Genomic DNA, 21,309 nt, shown 5'->3' on the forward strand with positions numbered 1-21,309 from the left:
AAGCAACCATGGTCAATATCAAACGTGCACTGATCAGCGTCTCCGACAAAACCGGCGTACTGGAATTCGCCCAGGCCCTGGCCGGCTTTGGGGTGGAGATACTCTCCACGGGCGGCACCGCCAAGATGCTGGCGGAAGCCGGCGTCAAGGTCATCGAGGTGGCCGACTACACCGGTTTCCCCGAGATGCTGGACGGTCGCGTCAAGACCCTGCATCCCAAGATCCACGGTGGCATCCTGGGCCGCCGCGACCTGGCCGGCCATGTCAGCAAGATGGCCGAGCACGGCATAGGCAGCATCGACCTGGTCTGCGTCAACCTCTACCCCTTCGAGGCCACCATCGCCAAGCCCGATTGCGACTTTGACGATGCCATCGAAAACATCGACATCGGCGGCCCGGCCATGGTGCGCTCCGCCGCCAAGAACCACGCCTTTGTCGCCATCGTCACCGACGCCGCCGACTACGCCCCCCTGGTGGCCGAGCTCAAGGCCAACGACGGCGCCCTGGGCATGCCCACCCGCCGCATGCTGGCCAAGAAGGCCTTCAGCCACACGGCCGCCTACGATGGCGCCATCTCCAACTACCTGACTTCGCTGAACGACGACGGCACGCAACAGACCTTCCCCGCCCGCCTCAATATCAGCGTGGAGAAGGTGCAGGACATGCGCTACGGCGAGAACCCGCATCAGGCTGCCGCCTTCTACCGTGACCTGCATCCTGCCGTCGGCAGCCTGGCCGGCTACCAGCAATTGCAGGGCAAGGAGCTGAGCTACAACAATATCGCCGACTCCGATGCCGCCTGGGAAGCCGTCAAGGCCTTCGACGAGCCGGCCTGTGTCATCGTCAAGCATGCCAACCCCTGTGGTGTTGCCATTGCCGCCGATACGCTGACCGCCTATCAGCTGGCTTTTGCCACCGACACCACCAGCGCCTTTGGCGGCATCATCGCCTTCAACCGCGAAGTGGACGCCGCCACCGTGGAGGCCGTCACCGGCCAGTTTCTGGAAGTGCTGATCGCCCCAGGCTTCTCGTCCGACGCCAAGGCCATCATCGCTGCCAAGAAGAACGTACGCGTGCTGGAAGTGCCCCTGGAAACCGGCGCCAACCGCTACGACCTCAAGCGCGTGGGTGGCGGCATCCTGGTGCAGACACCCGACATCCATCACATCACCACCGCCGACTTCAAGGTGGTGACCAAGCTGGCCCCCACCGCCGAGCAGCTGAAAGACCTGCTGTTCGCCTGGCGTGTGGCCCAGTTCGTCAAATCCAATGCCATCGTGTTCTGCGGCGGCGGCCGTACCCTGGGCGTAGGCGCGGGGCAGATGAGCCGGGTGGACTCCACCCGCATTGCCGCCATCAAGGCCCAGCATGCCCAACTGGCGCTGAAGGGTTCGGTCTGCGCTTCCGATGCCTTCTTCCCCTTCCGCGACGGCGTGGATGTGATTGCCGAGAACGGTGTCAGTGCCATCGTCCAGCCCGGCGGCTCCATGCGTGACGAGGAAGTGATCGCAGCAGCCGACGAGCACGGCATCGCCATGGTCGTCACCGGCATACGGCATTTCCGCCATTGATATGGCGGCTGCGGCCGGTGTTTCATATGTAACACCGGCCGCGGTGAGCAGTCAGGCCTGTCCGCTGCCCGTAGTGGACAACCCTCACTCCTTACCCCTATGAGGCAAGCATGAACGTACTCGTCATCGGCTCCGGCGGCCGCGAACACGCCCTGGCCTGGAAAATTGCCCAGTCTTCCCGCGTCAGCAAGGTCTTCGTTGCACCCGGCAACCCCGGTACCGCCCGCGAAGCCGGCCTCACCAATGTGGCTATCACCAGCATTCCCGAACTGGTGGCCTTTGCCCAAAGCGAGAACGTGGGCTTGACCGTGGTCGGCCCCGAGGCCCCCCTGGCCGCCGGCGTAGTCGATGCCTTCCGTGAAGCCGGCCTGAAGATATTCGGCCCCACCCGCGCCGCCGCGCAGCTGGAAAGCTCCAAGGATTTCGCCAAGGCCTTCATGATTCGCCACGGCATTCCCACTGCCCAATACCGCACTTTTGCCGACGCCACCGAGGCCCACGCCTATGTAGAGGGCCGTGGCGCCCCCATCGTCATCAAGGCTGATGGCCTGGCCGCTGGCAAGGGCGTGATCGTGGCCATGACCTTGGCCGAGGCCCACGCCGCCATAGACAGCATGCTGCTGGACAACAAGATGGGCGATGCAGGCGCCCGGGTGGTGATAGAGGATTTCCTCAAGGGCGAAGAGGCCAGCTTTATCGTGATGGTGGATGGCCGCAATGTGCTGGCCCTGGCCAGCTCGCAGGACCACAAGCGCCTGAAAGAAAATGACGAAGGCCCCAATACCGGCGGCATGGGGGCCTATTCACCTGCCCCGGTGGTCACACCTGAAGTCCACGCCCGCGCCATGCGCGAAGTGATACTGCCCACCGTGGCCGGCATGGCCCGCGACGGCATACCATACACCGGCTTTCTTTACGCCGGCCTGATGGTGGATGACGACGGCGCCGTCAGCGTGGTGGAGTTCAACTGCCGCATGGGCGACCCGGAAACCCAGCCCATCATGGCACGCCTCAAGACCGACTTTGTCATGCTGCTGGAACACGCCGTCAACCAGACGCTGGACCAGACCGAGGCCGAGTGGGATCGCCGCGTCGCGCTGGGCGTGGTACTGGCTGCCGGCGGCTATCCCGACGCCCCGCGCAAGGGCGATGTGATACACGGCCTGCCCGACACCCAGGCCGAAGACGTGCTGGTATTCCATGCCGGCACAGCGCAGCAGGGCGAGAAGATCGTCACCAACGGTGGCCGCGTACTGTGCGTCACCGCCTTGGGCGATAGCGTGAAGATGGCACAAAAGGGCGCCTATGAGGTCATAGACCGCATACACTTTGAAGGTATGCAGTGCCGCCGCGATATCGGTCACCGGGCTATAGCCCGCAAGCCGGCCGGTAGCTGACGCGCTTTCTCATTCATCGTTAGGCAGGCCATGGCAAGTGATCAGAGCTGGTTTTCCCGTCTCCTCAGTGCCTTCTCCTCGCTGTTTAGCAGCGGCGCGGCCAAGGAGTCCGGCGCGCGCTCGCCTGTCCAGACCACCGCCCAGGCCCGCCGCATGGCGGGCCATTGGCCGGTCTGGATAGAGCTGGGCAAAACCACCCGCGAACAGCACCCGCCGCGCGATGACTCGGCCCTGACCCTGCGCTTTTCTGCCACCGATGGTCCTTTGCTGAAATCCATGGGCATCAATACCCGTGATTTCAACGGCAGCTATGTACCGGACAAGAACGCAGGCCTGGTACAGATACCGGAGCGCTTGGTGCAGGAATTGATGCGCAAAACCGACAGTTCGGTCTTTGTCGAAGCCTTTCTGGATGGCGAATCACTGGGCGCCCGCAAGTTCACCATCCCGCTCCGATTCTGACCGACCACCGCCTCCAGCCTAGCTTGGCAGCAACACCCCAGGCCCGCTCGTCCGAGCGGGCTTTCCATTACCGTATTCTTATCTACGCTTTCCCTAATAGGCAGTGCACAGGCCCTGCAATATGGTCGCGCCCACAATGACATTGGCACGATCGCCCATGTCCAATACGGAGCAAATCTATGAAAATCAAACTGTTGCTGGCTGCCCTGCTGGGACTGAGCATGCTGACACCCGCTGTGGCGGATGATCTGGACGACATCAAGAAACGCGGCACCCTGGTGGTCGGCGTGAAGGATTCCACCCCCCCTTTTGGTGTGCTGAACACCAAGACCCAGACCATCTCCGGCTATGACGTGGACTTCGCTGCGGCCATCGCCAAGAAGCTCGGCGTCAACCTGATCGTCAAGGGCGTGGAATCGGCCCAACGCGTACCCAAGCTGCAGAACAAGGAAGTGGACCTGATCATCGCCACGATGACCAAGAACGCCGAGCGCGAAAAGCAGGTGGACTTCAGCTATGGCTATTTCATCACCGGCCAGAAGTTCGTGGTGCGCAAGGGCAAGGTCAACTCGATTGAAGACCTGACCAGCGCCACCATCGGCACCGTCACCGGTTCGACCTCGGCCAAGCAACTGGCCCGTGAAATGCCCGGCGCCAATATGGTGCTGTTCGGCGACTACGACGAAGCCTTCGTCGCCCTGGGCAAGGGCCAGCTCGATGCGGTCAGCACCGACGAGCCCATCCTGGCCGGCCTCTTGAACAAGATGCCCAACAAGGCCCAGTACGAGATACCCAATGTCACCATCTCGCTGGAAGTCTATGGCATCGCCGTGCGCAAGGGTGAAAAGCGCCTGCTGGAAGAGGTCAACAAGACCATCGTCGCCATGGAGCAGTCGGGTGAAGCCGCCAAGATCTTTGATCGCTGGTTCGGCCCCAACTCCAACGCCCCCCTGATGCGCCTGTTCAAGATCAACGCCAAGTAAACGCCTGATCACAGCGCACCTGAAAGCCCGGTCTGACCGGGCTTTTTGCTGCCTGCCGGGGATACCTGTATGCGCGGCGCCGCCCGGCCGGGGTCGCACTGATACACGCCATGCCAGCGGCGCATCCTCCGTCGACTTGCAGGCCAAGTATTTGCCGCAAAAGCCTTTCTGGCTCGCAAGGGCCCGCCTAGGGTAAAATTCAGACCCTTTCCCGTCCCGCCTCCCTCGCATGTCCCTGTTTGCCCTCGGCCTCAATCATGAGACTGCGCCCATTGCGGTGCGGGAGAAGCTCGCCTTCGCCCCAGAGGAACTGGCTGCAGCGGTGGCGGAACTGACAGCGCAGAAGGGCGTGCATGAGGCGGCCATCGTCTCCACCTGCAATCGCACCGAGCTGTATGCGGCGGCGCACGACGAAGCCACCCTGTTGAACTGGCTGGCTGCCTCGCGCCAGCTGGATGCAGCCAGCATCGCCCCCTATCTGTACCGCCTGCCCGACCGCGAGGCCGTGCGGCATGTGTTTCGGGTGGCGTCGGGGCTGGATTCCATGGTGCTGGGCGAGACCCAGATACTGGGCCAGCTCAAGGATGCCGTGCGCGAGGCGCAGGAGGCAGGTGGCCTGGGCTCATCGCTCAACGGCCTGTTCCAGAAAGCCTTTTCGGTCGCCAAGGCCGTCCGCAGCGAAACCGGCATAGGTGCCAATTCGGTGTCCATGGCCGCTGCCGGGGTCAAGCTGGCCGAGCGCCTGTTCCCCGATATCGCCGACCTGAATGTGCTGTTCATCGGCGCGGGCGAAATGATAGAACTGTGCGCCACCCATTTCGCTGCCCGCAAGCCACGCCGGCTGTCGGTAGCCAACCGTACGCTGGAGCGGGGCCAGGCGCTGGCCAGCCAGTTCGGTGGCGATGCCTTCGCCCTAGCCGAGCTACCGGAGCGTCTGCCGCAGTACGACATCGTGGTCACCAGCACGGCCAGCCAGTTGCCCATCATCGGCCTGGGCGCGGTTGAGCGGGCCATCAAGGCACGCAAGCACCGCCCGGTATTCATGGTGGACCTGGCCGTACCGCGTGACGTGGAACCCGAGGTGGGTGCCCTACCCGACGTCTACCTCTACACCGTCGATGATCTGTCGGAAGTAGTACGACAGGGTAGGGCGGAGCGGCAGCATGCCGTGGTGGAAGCCGATGGCATCGTCGAGCGCAGCGCCGATGAGTTCATGCAGTGGCTGGACAATCGCGCCCTTGTGCCTACCATACGGGCGCTCAAGGACCAGGCCGAACGGCTACGCCGGCATGAGCTGGAGCGTGCCGCCAAGCTGCTGGCCAAGGGCGAAGACCCTGCCGCCGTGCTGGAATCGCTGTCGCTGTCGCTCAGCAACAAGCTGCTGCACGCGCCGCTGGCCGCGCTCAACCAGGCCGACGCCAGCCAGCATGGCGAGCTGATCGATGCCGTACGCCGGCTCTACCACCTGCACGAGGGGAACTGAGCATGTCCTTCCCCCTGGTGCTCGGCGAATACCAGATCGATACCGACCCGGCCCGGCTGGACCTGGCCCAGTGCCACGCCTATATCGCCAGCACCTACTGGGCCAAGGATATCCCCCTGGCCACCTTCCGCCGCTCGGTGGCGGGCGCGCTGTGTTTTGGCGTCTATCACCACGAGCAGCAGGTAGGCTTTGCCAGGGTGATCAGCGACTACGCCACCATCGCCTACCTGGGCGACGTATTCATCGCCCCTGACCACCGTGGCCAGGGGCTCTCCAAATGGCTGATGGACAGTATCGTCAGCCACCCCGACCTGCAAGGCCTGCGCCGCTGGATACTGCTGACCGGCGACGCCCACGGCCTTTACCAACAATACGGCTTTACGCCCCTGGCTGCCCCCGAGCGCTGGATGGAGCGGGCCCACCTGGATATCTACACCTCATCATGAAACCCAGCATCGCCAACAAGCTATCGCAACTGGCCGACCGGCTGGAAGAAGTCGGCCAGCTGCTCGCCAGCGAAGAAGCCACCCGCGACATGGACAACTTCCGCAAGTTGAGCCGTGAACACGCCGAACTGACCCCGGTGGTCGAGCTCTACCATTCCTTCTGCCAGACCGAGGCCGATCTCGCCACCGCACGCGAGATGCTGGACGACCCAGACATGAAGGAGCTGGCCGAGGCCGAACTGGCCGATGGCGCAGGCCGGCTGGAAGCGCTGGAAACCGAGCTGCAGAAGGCCCTGCTGCCCAAGGACCCGAACGACGAGCGCAATATCTTCCTGGAAATCCGCGCCGGCACCGGTGGCGACGAATCGGCCCTGTTCGCCGGTGACCTGTTCCGCATGTATTCCCGCTTTGCCGAGCGTAATCGCTGGCAGTCAGAGATCGTCTCGGCCTCCGAATCGGACCTGGGCGGCTACAAGGAAGTCATCGTCCGTATTGCCGGCCTGGGTGCCTACTCCAAGCTCAAGTTCGAGAGCGGCGGCCACCGCGTGCAGCGCGTGCCCGCCACCGAATCGCAGGGCCGCATCCATACCTCGGCCTGTACCGTGGCCGTGATGCCCGAGGCGGATGAGCTGGAGGAGGTGAACATCAACCCCGCCGATATCCGCATCGATACCTTCCGCGCCAGCGGCGCCGGCGGCCAGCATATCAACAAGACCGACTCGGCCATCCGCATCACCCACTTCCCCACCGGCCTGGTGGTGGAGTGTCAAGATGGCCGCAGCCAGCACCAGAACAAGGCACGCGCCATGCAGGTGCTGGCCGCCCGCATCAAGGACAGGCAGGAGCGCGAAGCCCATGCCAAGGAAGCCGCCATGCGCAAGTCCCTGGTCGGCTCGGGTGATCGCAGCGAGCGGATACGCACCTATAACTTCCCACAGGGCCGTATCACCGACCACCGCATCAACCTGACCTTGTACAAGCTCGACTACGTGATGGATGGCGATCTGTTCGAGCTGACCGATGCCCTGATGGCCGAACACCAGGCCGAACTGCTGGCCGCCATGGCCGAGCAGGTCTAAGCGGAACCGGCGGCGACCATGTCAGGAAACATCCGATGAAGCCAGCCGCCCTGTTCCAGTTGTTGTTATGGCTGTTGCTGGCCCTGCCAGGGCTGGCACAGTCCAGCCCGGCCATACAGTACCGCTGCGCGCCAGGCCTATCCGCCTGGCTGCCACTACCGGCCAATGGCAAGCTGCACCTGCTGGAGACCGACCACGACTTGCAACGCACCTGCCAGGTCAGGGTCTATCTGCCGGCCAGCAGCCCGGCCCCGCTCTGGCTGACCCTGCGCGGTATCCCGCAGAGCACCGTCAGCAGCGAACCGGCCGGCCCAAGCCGGCATGTGGCGCCCCAGGTGTGGCGCAGCGCCCGCAGCGCCGCCCTGGCCCTGCAACCCGGCGACTGGGCCCAGGCCAGGCTGGACATGCACCTGCCCATAGGCAGTACCGTGCAGATCAGCATGGAACCGCCGGCCGATATGCTGGCGCAGGAATCCCGCAATGCCCAGATACGCAGCGCCCTGCTGACCCTGCTGTTTGCCATGGGCCTGGTCAGCGGCATGTTTGCCTATGCCCTGCGTGACGCCACCACCGGCTGGTACACCGGCCTGACGCTGATGCTGGCCCTGCTGTGGAGCTTGCTCAGCGGCCACGCCATCAGCCCCACCGGCCTGGCCATCAGCTATCCGCAACTGAGCCAGGCCTTGCTGCTGGGCAGCTATGGCCTGGCCCTGTTTACCGGCCTGCGCTTCAGCCTGGGCTTTACCAACCTGCAGCGCCACGCCCCCCGCCTGGCCCGCTACCTGCGCGGACTGGGCTGGCTGGTGCTGGGCTACACCCTGATGGGCCTGGTGCCCGCCCTGGCAGCCTGGGTCGTGCATTACTACAACCTGGTGGCGCTGGTGACCATGCTGGCCATGCTGCTGCCCGGCCTGATCAGCCTGCGGGCCGGCGATTTCCGGGGTGGCGGCTTCTACCTGGCCGGTTGGTCGCCCATCGTGCTGATCTGGTGTGGCGTGCTGCTGCTGCGTATCGACCTGCTGGCGGGCTACCCAGCCTGGCTGGGACAACTGAGCCATGGCCTGCAGGCCATGGGCCTGCTGCCCGACTGGATAGACACAGCCCACGTCCGCCAGGCCGCCTTCCTGCTGCAAGCTGTCATCTTCTCGCTGGCCCTGGCCGACCGCGCCGCCCGCCTGCGCCACAGCCGCGAGCGGGCCACCATGACGGACCGCACCACCGGCCTCGCCAACCGCAGCAGCTTCCTGCTCGAAGGCGACCAGTTGCTGGCGCAGGACAACCAGCGCGCCCGCACCCTGGTGCTGTTCGATATCGCCGGCTTTGCCGCCATCAACGAAACCCTGGGCTACGACATCGGTGACCGGGTACTGCAGGAAACTGCCGAGCGCCTGCGCCGCAAGCTGGGGCCCAACAGCCCCCTGGCCCGGGTGGGCGGCAACCAGTTCGCCACCCTGCTGGACGACGGCGCCAGCGCCGGCTCGCTGCAGTTGCTGGCCAGCACCCTGACACGCCAGCCGCTGGTGGTAGACGAGCAGCAGGTCGATCTCCGCCTACGGCTGGCAGGGGCGCTGCACCCTGCCCATGGCAACCATATCGAGCTCTTGATGCGCCGCGCCGAAATTGCCCTGGGCCACGCCAAGCAGGAGAAACTGCACGCCCAGGTCTACCATGGCGCCCTGGAGCGCGACCTGCGCTTCCAGCTCAGCCTGCTGTCCGCCCTGCGTGCCGCCATAGCGCAGAACCAGTTGCAGCTCTACCTGCAGCCCAAGGTGGTCAGCCGCACCGGCCTGGTCACCGGCGCCGAAGTGCTGCTGCGCTGGCAGCACCCCACACTGGGCCTGGTATCCCCGCACGACTTCCTGCCCTATGCCGAGAAAACCGGCCTGATCGTGGAACTGACCCGCTGGGTGCTGGTGGAATCACTCAAGCTGGCCAAGCACTGGCAACTGCAGGGCGAACCCCTGCGGCTATCGCTCAACCTTTCGGCCGCCGACCTGGCCGACCCCAGCCTGCCCGCCTATGTGGCCGAGTTCCTGCAGCACAGCAAGGCCAACCCGCACCTGCTGACACTGGAAATCACCGAAAGCGAAGTGATGCGCGACCCCAAGCTCGCCATCAGCAGCATGCAGGCGCTGCGTACGCTGGGCTTCCAGCTGGCGCTGGACGATTTCGGCACCGGCAACTCCTCACTGGCCTATCTGCAGGCCATGCCGGTCAGCGAGATCAAGATAGACCGCTCCTTCGTCAGCAACTGCCGCCGCAACCCCCAGGGCGCCACCCTGATACGCGCCATCGTCGCCCTGTCGCACACCCTGGGCCTGAAGACCATCGTCGAAGGGGTGGAAAACGAAGAAGAATGGCATATGGCCTGCGACACCGGCTGCGACGAAGTCCAGGGCTACCTGCTGAGCCCACCGCTACCCGTGGCAGCCTTCGAGGAATGGCTGCTGCTGAATCAGCCCTATGTGGTGCCGGAGCGGCAAACCGCATAGCAGCGTTCGATGGCATTGGACAGACCCGCGTCTCACCCCAGGGGCCGCATCTCCCTGCCAGTGGGATCGAACGCCAGTACCGATTCCTGCAATCCCGCCACCTGCGGCCCGACAGGTAGGCCTTGGGCATCGAATAACTTAAGCGCAGGAATGTGGGTGATCATGAGGGGTTGCGAGAAGTCTGAAGTAACCACACCATGCCCCTTGTGGGCATCTGCTTACCTGTCGAAGAGCGGTTAGGCCGCATTGAGTATCCACACGCCATTCGGGTTGTAAAACGGATCATCCGTCTCGTGCCTGTCGTCGCGTTCCCATGCTAAACGCCAACGTGGTGCATCGTTGGATAGACTGAACGTATGGCCGGCAGACACTGCCGGTTTCTCGGCAATCTGCCAGAAATTGAACTGGTTCATGAGGTCCGCTGCCTCGCCCAGGTCAACCGTCGTTGGAACGGCACACTCAGGCAGACCGAAGTGATGCATTCCGCAGGAGTAATAGTGCTCCTTGCCGCCGATCAATACGACGGCAGAGCAGTAAAGATCAAAGAGCGAGCCATCCAGTAGCTCGAACCACCTGTCCCATGAATGCGCGATACCCGCAGACTCGACCTTGATCGCATATCCTCCCAAGCGTTTAAGCAGCTTGGTGAACTTGATCAGCCGCGTTCGCCCGGCCTGTATGTCGATAGGGAAGGATAGATATACCACCGCTTGGTGCTGCTCAATCTCCGCCAGCGTTGAATGAGAAATCCGGCCCTGAGCAGCGATCTCAAACGCTTTCCCAATATGGGGATCTGCTGGTGCAAAGTCGACAGACAAGTGATCTTTACCGGCAACGTCCGCCAGAACTCCGCCCACAAACATGAATTGCCCCATCGGTTCAAGCCTCACAACGCTTTGCAGAAAGTCGCTGCGGTCCTTCCACGGCCCCGGAATGCAGAGTAGTAGTTCTGTGCTCATTGAGTATGCTCTCGTATCGTTCTGTCAGATCGAACCTGGCAAGAATTACCTATTCCTGGCCATTATAAGTTTGGGACTATCTGCCTACGAGCAATAGATGCTTGAAAGTCGACGATGTACCAGCTAGTTATTCAATTCCCACAAGACTTCTTTCCCAGCTTCGATGCGATGGTGGAGTTTGAAGACAAGCTGCATGCCTGCATGCCCAAGACATGCAAAGTCGATGGTCACGATACGGGTTCCGGCACCATCAACTTTTTTATTTACACCATGTATCCAGAGGCCGCCCACCGCACCTTCCGGAAATATCTCGGAACGCGAGCAGTCGAGCAGACACTGAGAATTGCGTATCGCGCTACCGACAGTGACGAGTTCATCAACCTGTGGCCCAGGCGAGACCCCAGGCCGTTCAAGTACATGTACGACGAAGCTGAGAATCCCTTTGCTCGCGGCGCCACGAGGGTGATTCCGAAGCGGAAGGCGCCGACGCCAAAAGCGCAAAAAGCTTGAGGCCCCGCCCACAGTGAAGCTGCTGGCGAAATGGTAAGAGGCACCCAAGCCCTAGGACAAGGTTGTCCCGGAGGTGATTGTCGAGAAACAAGCATCGGAAACAGGTGCGCCGCAATCACGGCAGCCACCGACGCCTGCCGTCAGGCATCATAGCCATGCCCGCGATAGGCAGCCCATACGCGGTAGTAACAGCCTGCCTAACAACTCAAGCCCCCACCGCCCGCTGCAGCACCAACTCAAAGCACACCCCATCATCCAGATTGCGCGCCGTGATGGTGCCGCCCATCTTGGCCATATAGGTTCTGGCAACAAACAGGCCCTGGCCGCGGTTGCCCAGGGCGCCGGATTCGGCCTGGTCCGACACGCCATATTCAAAGATCTTGTCCAGCATGTCCTCGGCGATGGCCGGCCCTTGGTTGCATATGGCCACGGTCACGGCGGTGTCGCTGGCCTGTAGTTGCAGGGTAATGTGGCTGCCTGCGGGGCGATAGCGGTCGGCGTTGCGCAGTACATGGGTGACCACGTCCTCCAGCGGGTATTCATCGGCACGTGCCCATAGCGGCCCGGCCGGGCCCTGGTAGTGCACTTCAGCGATGCCTGCGCTGGGGGCATTGGCGGCCACGTGCTGCAAGAAGGCAGCGATATCGATGGCCTGTGCCTGCAGGGTGGTGGACTGGAAGGCCTCGCTGGGCGACGCCGTGCCATAGAGCACCCGGATGGCCTGCTGCATGCGGTGGATATAGCGGCTGCTGTCGTCGTCGCTGCCGCCGTGCAGGGCCATCAGCGACTGCAGCGGCGACATGATCTCGTGCCCCACGGCATGCCACATGTCCTTTTCCTGCTCGGCGCGGATATGTTCGCGGGCCACGTCCTCCTTCACCCGCTGCAACAGGTCGGCCAGGCCGGCAGCCAGCACCCCCAGCTCGTCATGGCCGCGCATGTCGCTCAGGTCTATCTGGTCCAGCTCACCCACCCCCCGCACGGTGCGCGACACCGAGGCCGCCCGCCGGGTCAGCACCGTGATGCGGCGAATGATGCCGATTTCTATGGCCAGCCAGGCCAGCATGATGGCCAGCAGCATGGCACCGACAAACCACGATACTCGTGTGGCCACCACCGCCAGGTTACGGTTCACGCTGCGCACATCGCCCGTCAGTATCAGCTGGTAGCTGCCCAGCGGCGTAGCGATGGTCTCGCGCGCTTCCAGCGGCTGGTCGTAGCCGGCCACCGCCAGCCGCCGTATCACACTGCTGATCAGGCGCGAGGGCTGGTAGGGTTCGTCCGCCACGCCGGTCAGTTGCAGCAGGTCAGGCTGGCCGGCATCGGGCAGCTTGCGCAGGCGCAGCTGCTCGCCGGGCAGCAGCAGCGGCGCGAGATCGGTCAGGGCAAAGGGCAGGGTGGCTTCCGGGCTGTTGCTATCGAGCAGGGGCGGGCCTTCGCCTGGCGGCAGCACCTGCACATGCACCTGTATCTGGTCCAGATCGGCCGGTGGCCAGACCAGCTTCTGTTTCATGAACAAGGCATCGCGCAGCACCCCCACCGGCAGGCGCAGCGAGAAGAACGAGCGCTTGCTGCAGGCCACTGGCCCCATAGGCCCGACGGTGTCGCAATGGCCGTCCTGCCAGATCCAGCCACGGAAATCCCGCACCGGCCGGGCACCGGGCATCACCCGGCCACGGTCGACAAACCCCGTCAGCCGGCCGCGCACGCCGGCCTCCGGCCTGGCATCGACCTGGCCCAGCAGCTCGAACGGGGCAATCCAGCGATAGGTCTGGCCGCGCAAGCTCACCACCACCCGCACCCTGTGCGCCAGGCTCAGGTCATCCTCGCCACGTGCATGGGCCACCAGTTCGCTGCTGGCAAAGCTGCCTGCCACATAGACAAAACCACCGGCCCAGGGATTGCTGCCTATGGCGGTGCAGAGCGTGCCGTCGCGGTACTGCACCAGGCAGCCGGCCATCTCCACTGCCTGCTGCACCTTGTACTGATCGTCGAAATCAATGGCGGTATAGGGCAGCAGCAGGGGCCGCAGCGGCACCAGGTTGTCATTGCCGGTGCGTGGGTTCAGCAGGGCCAGTTGGCCAGCCGGGTGGTGGAGCTTGGCGGCAATCTGCGCCTGGGTCTTGCTGAAGCCGTATTGGTAGTTGCGGTAGCTGAGCTGCTTTTCCTCGCGCAGCACATAGAGCGCCAGCGCCACCGTAGCCAGCGCCAGCAGCAGAAAGGCCCCGCGCGACAACAGCCGCAGCCGGTAGGGCGTCAAGCTCCACCAGGCGGGCTTCATCGGCCGGCCTGGTCTACCCAGCGGAAGCCGCGCATGGGTATGTTCTCGATGCAATCGAAAGCCGGGTCTATCTCGCGGAAGGCATCCCGCAGGGTGCTGACATGCTTGCGGATGTTGTCGCGGTTGCGGCCACTTTTCACCACCTGGAACAGGTCGTCATAGGACACCACCTGGCCCCGGCACTGGTATAGCGTGGCCAGGATGCGCTGGGCTGTCAGCGGCAGGTTGATGCGCTGGCCACGCCAGATCGGCGTGCTCTGGCGCAGCGGGTCCAGCGACAACTCATTGCCCTGGGGCAGGGCGGCGGGGGCCTCCTGGCGGCCTGGCCTGTCCTTGGCGGCACGCAGTATCTCCAGGAAGGTGTCGATGAAATCGCCTTCTTCGAAGGTGGTCTTCTGCAGGTAGTCCCAGGCATCCAGCGCCTTCATGATGCTGCGGTAGATGGTGGCGGGCATGGCCGATACCACCAGCACCGGCGTGCCCGAGCCCTTGTTGATGGCATTGATGATGGCCACCCCGGCATGGCGCTCGCGCCCCAGTTCGATATCCAGCACCACCAGGTCATACCGCTCGCGACTGATGGCCGCCTCGGCGTCATCCCGGTTGAACCACTGGTCCACCTGTATGCCCGGCCGGGCCGACTCTATCCAGCCGCGCAGCTGGTTGCTGGTGGGCAGATCATCTTCTACGACGGCAACCTTCAACATGGCCTTGCTCCACGGCCAGGGGCCGGTTTTTGCTATGCGCCATTATCGAATGGAACCGGCCCCAGGCGGTGTGAGTTTTTCTTCCGGCGGCGGATGAAACTCACCCCGGCCCGGCTTTGATATTTCCGCGCCCCCTCGCGCAACATGCATCCCAAGGAGCAGGGCAACGCGGACTGCTCCCGGGCCACCCGCGGTGGCTTGCAGACCGCGATTCCAACAGCGCATACACAAGGGGTAACACCATGTCGGAACGTCTCAAGAAGCTGACGCTTGCCATCCGTAACCTGCTGGTCAAACCGGCCGCCCAGGGCGGGCAACTGGCCGCCAGCGGCCTGGCACAACACAAGGGCAAGCTGCTGGCAGGCGCCGTCTTGCTGGCAGCCGGCTACGGCCTCTATACCCACCCGCCCATCCAGACCCTGGGCAACGGCGAGATCGGTGTGCGCAGCAACCGGCTTACCGGCGGCCTGACCGAGCTGCGCGAGGGCAGCGCGCTGGTTCTGCCGGGGCTGCACGAACTGCGCCGCTTCAGCCTGCGTGATCAGGTCTACCGCCCGGTCCAGAGCAGCCGCGCCAACGGCGACGCGCCATTTCAGTCCATCGAAGGCCTGTCGCTGGGGGTAGACCTCACCATCCGGTACACCCTAGACCCCGCCAAGGTCAGCACCATGGCCCGCAAGCTGCCGGAAGACATCGGCGGCCAGATCGTCGAACCGGCGGTGCAGGGCGTCATCTACAAGACCTTCACCCGCTACACCGTGAGGCAGATCTTTTCCAGCAAGCGAGCCGAGATACAGCAGGTGATAGAGGCCGAACTCAAGCCGCGCCTGGCTGCCGATGGCATACAGCTGCGCAGCGTGCAGATGGGCAAGGTCGACCTGCCGCCCGAATACCGCGTAGGCATGGAAAGCCTGCTGGCCGAAGAGCTGCAGACCGAAAAGATGCGCTACACCCTGGAGCTCAAGGGCAAGCAGGTGGAAGCCACCGCACTGGATGCCGAGGCCGAGAAGGTACGTCGGCAGAAGGAAGCCGAAGCCGCCGCCAGCGAGCAGATCATCGCCGCCCGCGCCCAGGAGGAAGCCATGAAGCATGTGCTGCCCTTCAAGCAGAAGCAAATAGAGCAGCGCCAGCTGGAGGCCGAGGCCGACAAGCAGTCGCGCATCCGCACCGCCGAGGGCAGCGCCCAGGCCCGCCGTATCGAAGCCGCAGGCGAGGCCGACTCGCGCCAGAAGCTGGCCGATGCCGAGGTTTACCGCATGGAGCGGCTGGGCAAGACCAGCAGCGAGCAGATGGCCCGTGACGGCGCCGTCATCACCAAGCATCCGCTGCTGATCCAGAAAACCCTGGCCGACAAGCTGTCGGACAATATCTCGGTGATCATCGCCCCACCCTCGGCGGATGGTGGCTTCATCGGCTCGGGCCTGATCGGCAAACTGCCGGCCACCCCGCGCCAGGCCGATGCCGAGGGCAGCAGCGAAGCGGGAGCAGAATAATGCTGATCGCCTCCCTGGCCGCCATGGCCATCGTCACCCAGAACCAGGCCCCCCTGCGCGCCGCCCCCAAGGATAGCGCCCAGCAGCAGGCCGTGCTGTGGCAAGGCGACAGCCTGGAAATCCGCGGCGAGCGCCTGGGCTACCTGCAGGTGTGGGATCACCGGCGTGAACGCGGTGGCTATGTGCGGGCCAGCCAGGTACGCCAGACCCAACTGGATGCGGCTGCCGCACCCGAGCTGCTGAGCGTGGTGCGCTTTCTGCGCGATACCCCCGGCGCCGAAGCCCTGGGCATCGCCTACAGCGCCGCCTACCTCAAGGCCGCCCCAGCCCAGAGCATCACCGCCGAGCCCTTCGAGGCCCTGGGCAGCATGGCAGACCGGCTGGCCCGCCGCGCCAGCAGCAGTCAGGCCAAGGCCACCGATACCACCGTGGCCGCCCATCTGGAGGTCGCCGCCCATTACGGCATCAGCATGACCAGCCTGGAGCGCGACGAGCGCATCCAGCTCTGCTACCAGGGCGATGCCTACCGCCGGGTGCTGAGCCTGCCGGCCACCGACGAGCAACGCGCCCGCGCCGCCCTGGCCCTGACCCGGCCCGATTGCCAGCGCGCCGACCTGCACCCGCAGGCCCGCTACAGTGCCGACAACGAAGCCGCCGACCTGCTCAACCGCATCGCCACCGACAAGCTGCCCGAGCAGCTGAAGAACCAGCTGCGCCTGCGCCGCGCCGGCATCTGGGCCAATCTGGCCTACCAGCGCAACCGCCGGGGCGAGGCCTTCCAGCCTGCCGCCGAACGCGCCCTCAATGAGCTGGCGGCCATCAACAAGCAGGAGCTGGCCGAAGACGACCAGGCCAGCTATAACGACGCCGCCATGCGGGTGGGTGCCTCACGCTGGGCCGCCGAAACCACCACCGCCATCCCAGGCAAGCTGCGCATCGTTACCGAACCCGGCCAGCCCGGCGAAACCTGCGTGCTGCTGCAGGACACCCGCCAGAAAACCCCCACCCCGCTTTACCGCCGCTGCAGCTACGGCACGGTCTGGACCGCCTCGGCCCGCAGCAACCCCGACGGCAGCGCCCTGGCACTGGCCGTGCAACCGCTGGCCAACTGGCGCGAGCTGTGGGTATTCCAGCAAACCGCCGAGGGCTGGGTACTGAGCGTACTCCCCCCGGCCGACCAAGGCCCCGATCTCGGCTATATCGAGTTTGCCGGCTGGGTGCCCGGCAGCAAGCAGATGCTGGCCGCCCGCGAAGCCCGCGTGCAAGGCCGCTACCAGCGCAGCTTCCAGTTGATCAGCCTGGACAGCATGACGGTACTGAAACAGGCCGACCAACCCAGCTCGCTGAGCACCTTCTACCGCTGGCAGGATGCAGCCTGGAAGCGCTTGACGGTGAGCTTGCGCTGATGTTTCACGTGGAGCGAGGGACCGGCAGATCGCCGTCATGGCAGAGGATCAAGCCCTAGAATGGTGGACCGATCTATATACTTGGTGATGCTATACACCCCACGTTCAGATGATTGAAAACATGACGCCGTTGCAGAACAACCCCGATACGCCTCTGGATTTCCAACTGAAGCGTAAAGAGGACGTGCATAGCGGCTTAACGATGGAGTTGGTGCCTGGCTTGTTCAACGATGCAGCAGCACGGGCAGAAACGCTGTACCTGGATGAGGATGCCTTCGCTTTCATCGAATCCGGAATCAAGGCATGCTGGCCAGCTTACGCCCACTATGGTCACTGGGGGCTAAGCGAAATCCCATCCGATATCTGGCGGCTCATCGTAACGCACTTGCTCACGCTCCAACGGCGCCTGATGGTGGCTACAAGTGCTGACGGCTTTGACGAGTGCTTCCTGTTCGATGATGTGCGCGAATACTTCTATCGCTATTTCGATAGACTGCGGCCCAAGGTGATCCAGTTCATCAGCGAAGTCATTGCTTGGCTGGAGAGCTACCTGATCTGCCGCAGTCATATCTCCGTGAACGGTGTGTAAGCAGGTGACGCATAAGATCTCTATCACTATGCGATCATGCAAGACTACCGTTACAGGCCCGCCTCCTTGAGCGCATTCTCGATGTCGTACAGCGCGCTGTACTCAACCGACCCCGGCCCATCGCTGTGTAGCTCATCCCGCGTGTTGAGCATCACGGCAAAACTGATGCCCGATGGCAACTGCCGCATCACCGTGGTAAGGCCGGGCACCGCCCCGGTGTGCCCGCCGTTGTGTGTCTTACCCGCCAACGGCAGGCCGCTGGGTGCCTCATAGCTACCGGCAAAGGCCGCCATGGCATGGGCCGTGCTGATCACCAGGCCGGTCGACTGCCAGTTTTCCGCCCGCACCGCCCCATCCAAGGCTGACACCAGCTTGCCAGGCTCGAACACGCTGGGGACCTGCAAGGAGGTCAGATAATTGGGCTCGCGGGGGTCGTGATCCTTCAGGCGCGATGCCATGGGCTTGAAGTCCTCGCGCGGAATACCCAGGGGCTGCAGGATCTGGCCGTACACATAGTCGACATACGCCGTCTTGCTGGCCTGCTCGATAATACGCCCCAGCAGCATATAGCCAAAGTTGGAATACACCGTCTGACTGCCAGGCTGGTAGTCCAGCGGCCGGCGCACCATCCAGCGGGTGATGTCTTCCTGCTGGGCCGGTGCATTGAGGCCCAGCTCAGCCTGGATCAAGGCCGCGGCAACAAAGGCATCGCCAGACAATTCCGCATCCCAACCGCCCTGATGGGCCAATAGATGGCTGATGGTAATGTCCTTGAGCCGTGGGTCGAACGCCTCCTCCGGCGAGAGGGGCACAGGCAGCCAGCAACTTTGCCCTGCCACCGTGCAGAACACCTTGTCGTCCAAAGACAGCTGCCGTGCAGCTGCCAGATTATGTATGGCGGCAGCGGTCAGCGGCTTGATGATGCTGGCTGTGACAAACAGCGCATTGGCCGGCAAGGGGGTGCGCTGTGTGGCGTCCAGAAAGCCATAACCCTGCTCATGCAGCACCCGGCCATCATGCATGATCGAGATGGAGGCAGCGGTCACGCCATGTTTTTTCTGTATGCCCTGCATGGCCTTGTCCACCTTGGCAGACAAGTCCCCCTCACAGGCCTTTATCTGCTTGGCCGATGCACCTGGCTGCCTGGCCGCACACAGACTGGCCTGCACGTTTGAGCCGCCCGAATCGCCATTGCAGGCCGACAACAAAGCCAGGGGCAGCAGGCAAAGCGCCGCCATGCGGGCAAGGGGATTTTCAACAAGGCACTTTGAATTGAGCATGATGCAGACGTCCTGTGAGTGAGAAGGACGCCATCGTGCCTAACCCAAGCTTTGCGCCAGCTTAAGACGACCCGGCCAGGGGCTGCCCAAACAGCAGGTCTCTGCCTACACTGCAGGCTATGCATGTACTCCTTATAGAAGACGACCTGGACTTGGGTAGCGCCCTGCAAAAATCCCTGAAAGCCGCCGGTTTCAGCAGTGAATGGCTGCGGCGCAGTGCCGATGCACCACAACACCCGGCCGATCTGGATTACGCCTGTGTCCTGCTCGACCTCTCGCTACCCGATGGCAGCGGTTTTGACTTGCTCAATACCTGGCGCAAGCAGGGCGCCACGGTCCCCATCATCATCCTCACCGCCCGGGCCACCCTGGAGGAGCGCCTGCACGGCCTCGATAGCGGTGCCGACGATTTCATCGTCAAACCCTTTGCCACCGCAGAACTGTTGTCGCGCCTGCGTGCCGTGCTGCGCCGCTACGCACAGCAGGCCAGCGAAACCTGGCAGATCGGCCCCTTGCAGATAGAGCCCAAGCGCCACCGGCTCTGCCTGGCAGGTGCGGAGATCGAACTCTCACCCCGCGAGTTTCAAATTCTGTTGGAGCTGGCCCGCGAGCCTGGGGCGGTCGTCTCCAAGGGCGAGCTGGCGCAGCGCCTAGAACCCTTGGGCGAGCCGCTCACATTCAGCGCCATCGAGGTCCATATCTGCAATCTGCGCAACAAGATCGGTGCCGGCCATATCCGCACGATTCGCGGCGTCGGCTATCTGCTGCAAGCATGAACAGCCTATTTCGCCCCACCCTCATCCGACGGGTTGTCCTGGCCCTGCTGGCAGCCTTCTCCTTGGTGTGGCTGCTTTTGCTTTTAGTCATGTTTACCACCGGCAATAGCGATACCGAACTGGATACCGGCCTCCGCGATGTCGCCAGCGAGCTGCGCAATAACTTGTTGCAGCTGAAAAGCGGCGAGGAGGCGGTTGCCGCCACGCAGACGACATCGAACATGATCAACGGCCTCTACCAGCGCAATGCCATACCCAGCCAGGTGCTGTTCCAGCTATACGACCAGGATGGCCGCCTGCTCTATCGCTCCGCCCAGGCGGCAGGGCAGGCGCTGAATCGGCAGGCCAGTCATATCCAGGACCAGCAATTGCTGGGGCGCCGCTATCGGGTGCATACCGTAAGCGCATCGCGCTGGACCCTTACCGTGGCCGCCTCTCAGGTGGACGCCAGCTGGATGCTGCAATCGCTGGCCGAGGATTTGACGCTGTATCTATTGATTGCGTTTCCCTGTATCGCACTGCCGGTCTGGATAGCCGTGCGCCAGGGCATACGGCCGTTGCGGCAGTTCTCCCAATTTATTGCCGCACGCAATATCGACGATCTCTCGCCCATCACACTGCCGGTACGCCATGAGGAGCTGAAGCCGCTGCATCATGCCCTGAATCAGCTGCTCGATCAGCTACGCCTCAAGGTGGCCCGTGAACACAGCTTTGTGCAGGACGCCGCCCATGAATTGCGTACCCCCATGGCAGTCATTGCAGCCCAGGCCCATGTTCTGACCCTGGCCGCCACACCCAGCGAACGGCAAGAGGCGAAACAGCAACTCGAGCATGCCATTGCCCGTTGCGCACACCTGGTGCAACAGCTATTGCAACTGGCCCGGCTGGACCCGGCAGCCCCGCAAACCCTGCGCCAGGTGGATGCCGCACAATTGCTCCGCCAGGAAATTGCCCTACAGGCCCCCAAGGCCTTGGCAAAACAGCAGGAGCTGGCACTGGATACCCCGGACCATCTGCCCTGCCTATTGGCCGAATCGGCTTTTCAGTGCGTGATACATAATCTGCTCGACAACGCCATCCGCTACACCCCACAGGGCAGCCATATCGACATCACGCTGCAACAGACGCAGCAGTCGCTAATATTGAGCGTTCGGGACGATGGGCCAGGGATTACAGCCGAGCAGCAGGACATGGTCTTTGAGCGCTTCCATCGCGGCCAGCATCTGGACAGCAGTGGCTCAGGGCTGGGCCTGGCTATCGTCAAACAGGCCATTCAGCGCCTGGGTGGGCAGATCACGCTGGCGGCCGGCATACAAGGCAAAGGCTGCAACTTTACGGTCAGCATCCCTTTGCACGCTCCAGAAGCGCCACCGCCGATGTTGCGGTAGCGTTGTC

The 21,309-nt window shown here is 63.5% G+C and carries 18 protein-coding genes; 14 read left to right on the forward strand and 4 right to left on the reverse strand.

All coding sequences use genetic code 11. From position 1 onward, the window contains the following. The first annotated feature begins 8 nt into the window (after positions 1 to 8). The 8 genes from purH to V7714_RS09895 all read left to right on the forward strand — a co-directional run bounded on the left by purH (position 9) and on the right by V7714_RS09895 (position 9,913). Entirely contained in the window at positions 9 to 1,571 is a 1,563-nt protein-coding gene (gene purH / locus V7714_RS09860) for a bifunctional phosphoribosylaminoimidazolecarboxamide formyltransferase/IMP cyclohydrolase (protein WP_335709561.1), read from the forward strand. A gap of 110 nt (positions 1,572 to 1,681) precedes the next feature. Further along, positions 1,682 to 2,968 (forward strand): phosphoribosylamine--glycine ligase, encoded by a 1,287-nt coding sequence (gene purD / locus V7714_RS09865; protein WP_335709562.1) that lies wholly within the window; start codon positions 1,682 to 1,684, stop codon positions 2,966 to 2,968. 30 nt (positions 2,969 to 2,998) lie between these two features. After that, entirely contained in the window at positions 2,999 to 3,430 is a 432-nt protein-coding gene (locus tag V7714_RS09870) for a hypothetical protein (RefSeq protein ID WP_335709563.1), read from the forward strand. Positions 3,431 to 3,609: 179 nt separating this feature from the next. Beyond that, the gene (locus tag V7714_RS09875) at positions 3,610 to 4,413 is read left to right on the forward strand and encodes a transporter substrate-binding domain-containing protein (RefSeq protein ID WP_335709564.1); all 804 of its coding nucleotides are present in this window, start codon (positions 3,610 to 3,612) and stop codon (positions 4,411 to 4,413) included. Between the two features lie 229 nt (positions 4,414 to 4,642). Further along, positions 4,643 to 5,896, forward strand: coding sequence for a glutamyl-tRNA reductase (gene hemA, locus V7714_RS09880; protein ID WP_335709565.1), 1,254 nt, complete (start codon positions 4,643 to 4,645; stop codon positions 5,894 to 5,896). Between the two features lie 2 nt (positions 5,897 to 5,898). Then, entirely contained in the window at positions 5,899 to 6,342 is a 444-nt protein-coding gene (locus tag V7714_RS09885; RefSeq protein WP_335709566.1) for a GNAT family N-acetyltransferase, read from the forward strand. After that, the gene (gene prfA / locus V7714_RS09890; protein ID WP_335709567.1) at positions 6,339 to 7,421 is read left to right on the forward strand and encodes a peptide chain release factor 1; all 1,083 of its coding nucleotides are present in this window, start codon (positions 6,339 to 6,341) and stop codon (positions 7,419 to 7,421) included. Before V7714_RS09885 ends, prfA begins: the two co-directional genes overlap by 4 nt. A gap of 35 nt (positions 7,422 to 7,456) precedes the next feature. Beyond that, entirely contained in the window at positions 7,457 to 9,913 is a 2,457-nt protein-coding gene (locus tag V7714_RS09895) for a putative bifunctional diguanylate cyclase/phosphodiesterase (RefSeq protein ID WP_335709568.1), read from the forward strand. A gap of 236 nt (positions 9,914 to 10,149) precedes the next feature. On the opposite strand, the gene V7714_RS09900 is transcribed toward V7714_RS09895, so the two are convergent. Next, positions 10,150 to 10,872 (reverse strand): DUF4261 domain-containing protein, encoded by a 723-nt coding sequence (locus V7714_RS09900; protein ID WP_335709569.1) that lies wholly within the window; start codon positions 10,870 to 10,872, stop codon positions 10,150 to 10,152. Positions 10,873 to 10,986: 114 nt separating this feature from the next. Here V7714_RS09900 and V7714_RS09905 point away from each other — a divergent pair, with 114 nt between their 5' ends. Continuing rightward, the gene (locus V7714_RS09905) at positions 10,987 to 11,382 is read left to right on the forward strand and encodes a hypothetical protein (protein ID WP_335709570.1); all 396 of its coding nucleotides are present in this window, start codon (positions 10,987 to 10,989) and stop codon (positions 11,380 to 11,382) included. A gap of 205 nt (positions 11,383 to 11,587) precedes the next feature. Here V7714_RS09905 and V7714_RS09910 read toward each other — a convergent pair whose 3' ends face one another. Next, positions 11,588 to 13,663: a sensor histidine kinase gene (locus tag V7714_RS09910; protein WP_335709571.1), complete on the reverse strand. Its 2,076-nt coding sequence runs from the start codon at positions 13,661 to 13,663 to the stop codon at positions 11,588 to 11,590. After that, positions 13,660 to 14,370 (reverse strand): response regulator transcription factor, encoded by a 711-nt coding sequence (locus V7714_RS09915; RefSeq protein WP_284195588.1) that lies wholly within the window; start codon positions 14,368 to 14,370, stop codon positions 13,660 to 13,662. The genes V7714_RS09910 and V7714_RS09915 overlap by 4 nt, the downstream gene beginning before the upstream one ends. 242 nt (positions 14,371 to 14,612) lie before the next feature. Here V7714_RS09915 and V7714_RS09920 point away from each other — a divergent pair, with 242 nt between their 5' ends. The 3 genes from V7714_RS09920 to V7714_RS09930 all read left to right on the forward strand — a co-directional run bounded on the left by V7714_RS09920 (position 14,613) and on the right by V7714_RS09930 (position 17,858). Further along, positions 14,613 to 15,863, forward strand: a complete 1,251-nt coding sequence (locus V7714_RS09920; RefSeq protein WP_335709572.1) for a prohibitin family protein — start codon at positions 14,613 to 14,615, stop codon at positions 15,861 to 15,863. Beyond that, positions 15,863 to 17,269, forward strand: a complete 1,407-nt coding sequence (locus V7714_RS09925; protein ID WP_335709573.1) for a hypothetical protein — start codon at positions 15,863 to 15,865, stop codon at positions 17,267 to 17,269. The genes V7714_RS09920 and V7714_RS09925 overlap by 1 nt, the downstream gene beginning before the upstream one ends. Before the next feature lie 121 nt (positions 17,270 to 17,390). Then, positions 17,391 to 17,858: a hypothetical protein gene (locus tag V7714_RS09930; protein WP_335709574.1), complete on the forward strand. Its 468-nt coding sequence runs from the start codon at positions 17,391 to 17,393 to the stop codon at positions 17,856 to 17,858. Positions 17,859 to 17,908: 50 nt separating this feature from the next. Here V7714_RS09930 and V7714_RS09935 read toward each other — a convergent pair whose 3' ends face one another. Beyond that, a complete protein-coding gene (locus tag V7714_RS09935; RefSeq protein WP_335709575.1) occupies positions 17,909 to 19,138 on the reverse strand; it encodes a serine hydrolase domain-containing protein in 1,230 nt (409 codons plus the stop codon). A 119-nt stretch (positions 19,139 to 19,257) separates the two neighbouring features. On the opposite strand from V7714_RS09935, the gene V7714_RS09940 reads away from it, so the two are divergent. Both V7714_RS09940 and V7714_RS09945 read left to right on the forward strand, forming a co-directional pair. Further along, positions 19,258 to 19,914 (forward strand): response regulator transcription factor, encoded by a 657-nt coding sequence (locus tag V7714_RS09940; protein ID WP_335709576.1) that lies wholly within the window; start codon positions 19,258 to 19,260, stop codon positions 19,912 to 19,914. Further along, a complete protein-coding gene (locus V7714_RS09945) occupies positions 19,911 to 21,302 on the forward strand; it encodes a sensor histidine kinase (protein WP_335709577.1) in 1,392 nt (463 codons plus the stop codon). The genes V7714_RS09940 and V7714_RS09945 overlap by 4 nt, the downstream gene beginning before the upstream one ends. Positions 21,303 to 21,309: the final 7 nt, after the last annotated feature.

This window comes from Chitinimonas sp. JJ19 (assembly GCF_036961565.1).
In the GTDB taxonomy this organism is placed as follows: Bacteria; Pseudomonadota; Gammaproteobacteria; order Burkholderiales; family Chitinimonadaceae; genus Chitinimonas.

Coding starts and splice junctions, on each gene's coding strand:
- V7714_RS09920 (WP_335709572.1), top strand. CDS start 14,613: ATGTCGGAACGTCTCAAGAAGCTGACGCTTGCCATCCGTAACCTGCTG.
- V7714_RS09935 (WP_335709575.1), bottom strand. CDS start 19,138: ATGCTCAATTCAAAGTGCCTTGTTGAAAATCCCCTTGCCCGCATGGCG.
- V7714_RS09915 (WP_284195588.1), bottom strand. CDS start 14,370: ATGTTGAAGGTTGCCGTCGTAGAAGATGATCTGCCCACCAGCAACCAG.
- V7714_RS09885 (WP_335709566.1), top strand. CDS start 5,899: ATGTCCTTCCCCCTGGTGCTCGGCGAATACCAGATCGATACCGACCCG.
- V7714_RS09905 (WP_335709570.1), top strand. CDS start 10,987: ATGTACCAGCTAGTTATTCAATTCCCACAAGACTTCTTTCCCAGCTTC.
- V7714_RS09900 (WP_335709569.1), bottom strand. CDS start 10,872: ATGAGCACAGAACTACTACTCTGCATTCCGGGGCCGTGGAAGGACCGC.
- V7714_RS09870 (WP_335709563.1), top strand. CDS start 2,999: ATGGCAAGTGATCAGAGCTGGTTTTCCCGTCTCCTCAGTGCCTTCTCC.
- purH (WP_335709561.1), top strand. CDS start 9: ATGGTCAATATCAAACGTGCACTGATCAGCGTCTCCGACAAAACCGGC.
- prfA (WP_335709567.1), top strand. CDS start 6,339: ATGAAACCCAGCATCGCCAACAAGCTATCGCAACTGGCCGACCGGCTG.
- V7714_RS09875 (WP_335709564.1), top strand. CDS start 3,610: ATGAAAATCAAACTGTTGCTGGCTGCCCTGCTGGGACTGAGCATGCTG.
- V7714_RS09940 (WP_335709576.1), top strand. CDS start 19,258: ATGCATGTACTCCTTATAGAAGACGACCTGGACTTGGGTAGCGCCCTG.
- V7714_RS09925 (WP_335709573.1), top strand. CDS start 15,863: ATGCTGATCGCCTCCCTGGCCGCCATGGCCATCGTCACCCAGAACCAG.
- V7714_RS09910 (WP_335709571.1), bottom strand. CDS start 13,663: ATGAAGCCCGCCTGGTGGAGCTTGACGCCCTACCGGCTGCGGCTGTTG.
- V7714_RS09930 (WP_335709574.1), top strand. CDS start 17,391: ATGACGCCGTTGCAGAACAACCCCGATACGCCTCTGGATTTCCAACTG.
- hemA (WP_335709565.1), top strand. CDS start 4,643: ATGTCCCTGTTTGCCCTCGGCCTCAATCATGAGACTGCGCCCATTGCG.
- V7714_RS09895 (WP_335709568.1), top strand. CDS start 7,457: ATGAAGCCAGCCGCCCTGTTCCAGTTGTTGTTATGGCTGTTGCTGGCC.
- purD (WP_335709562.1), top strand. CDS start 1,682: ATGAACGTACTCGTCATCGGCTCCGGCGGCCGCGAACACGCCCTGGCC.
- V7714_RS09945 (WP_335709577.1), top strand. CDS start 19,911: ATGAACAGCCTATTTCGCCCCACCCTCATCCGACGGGTTGTCCTGGCC.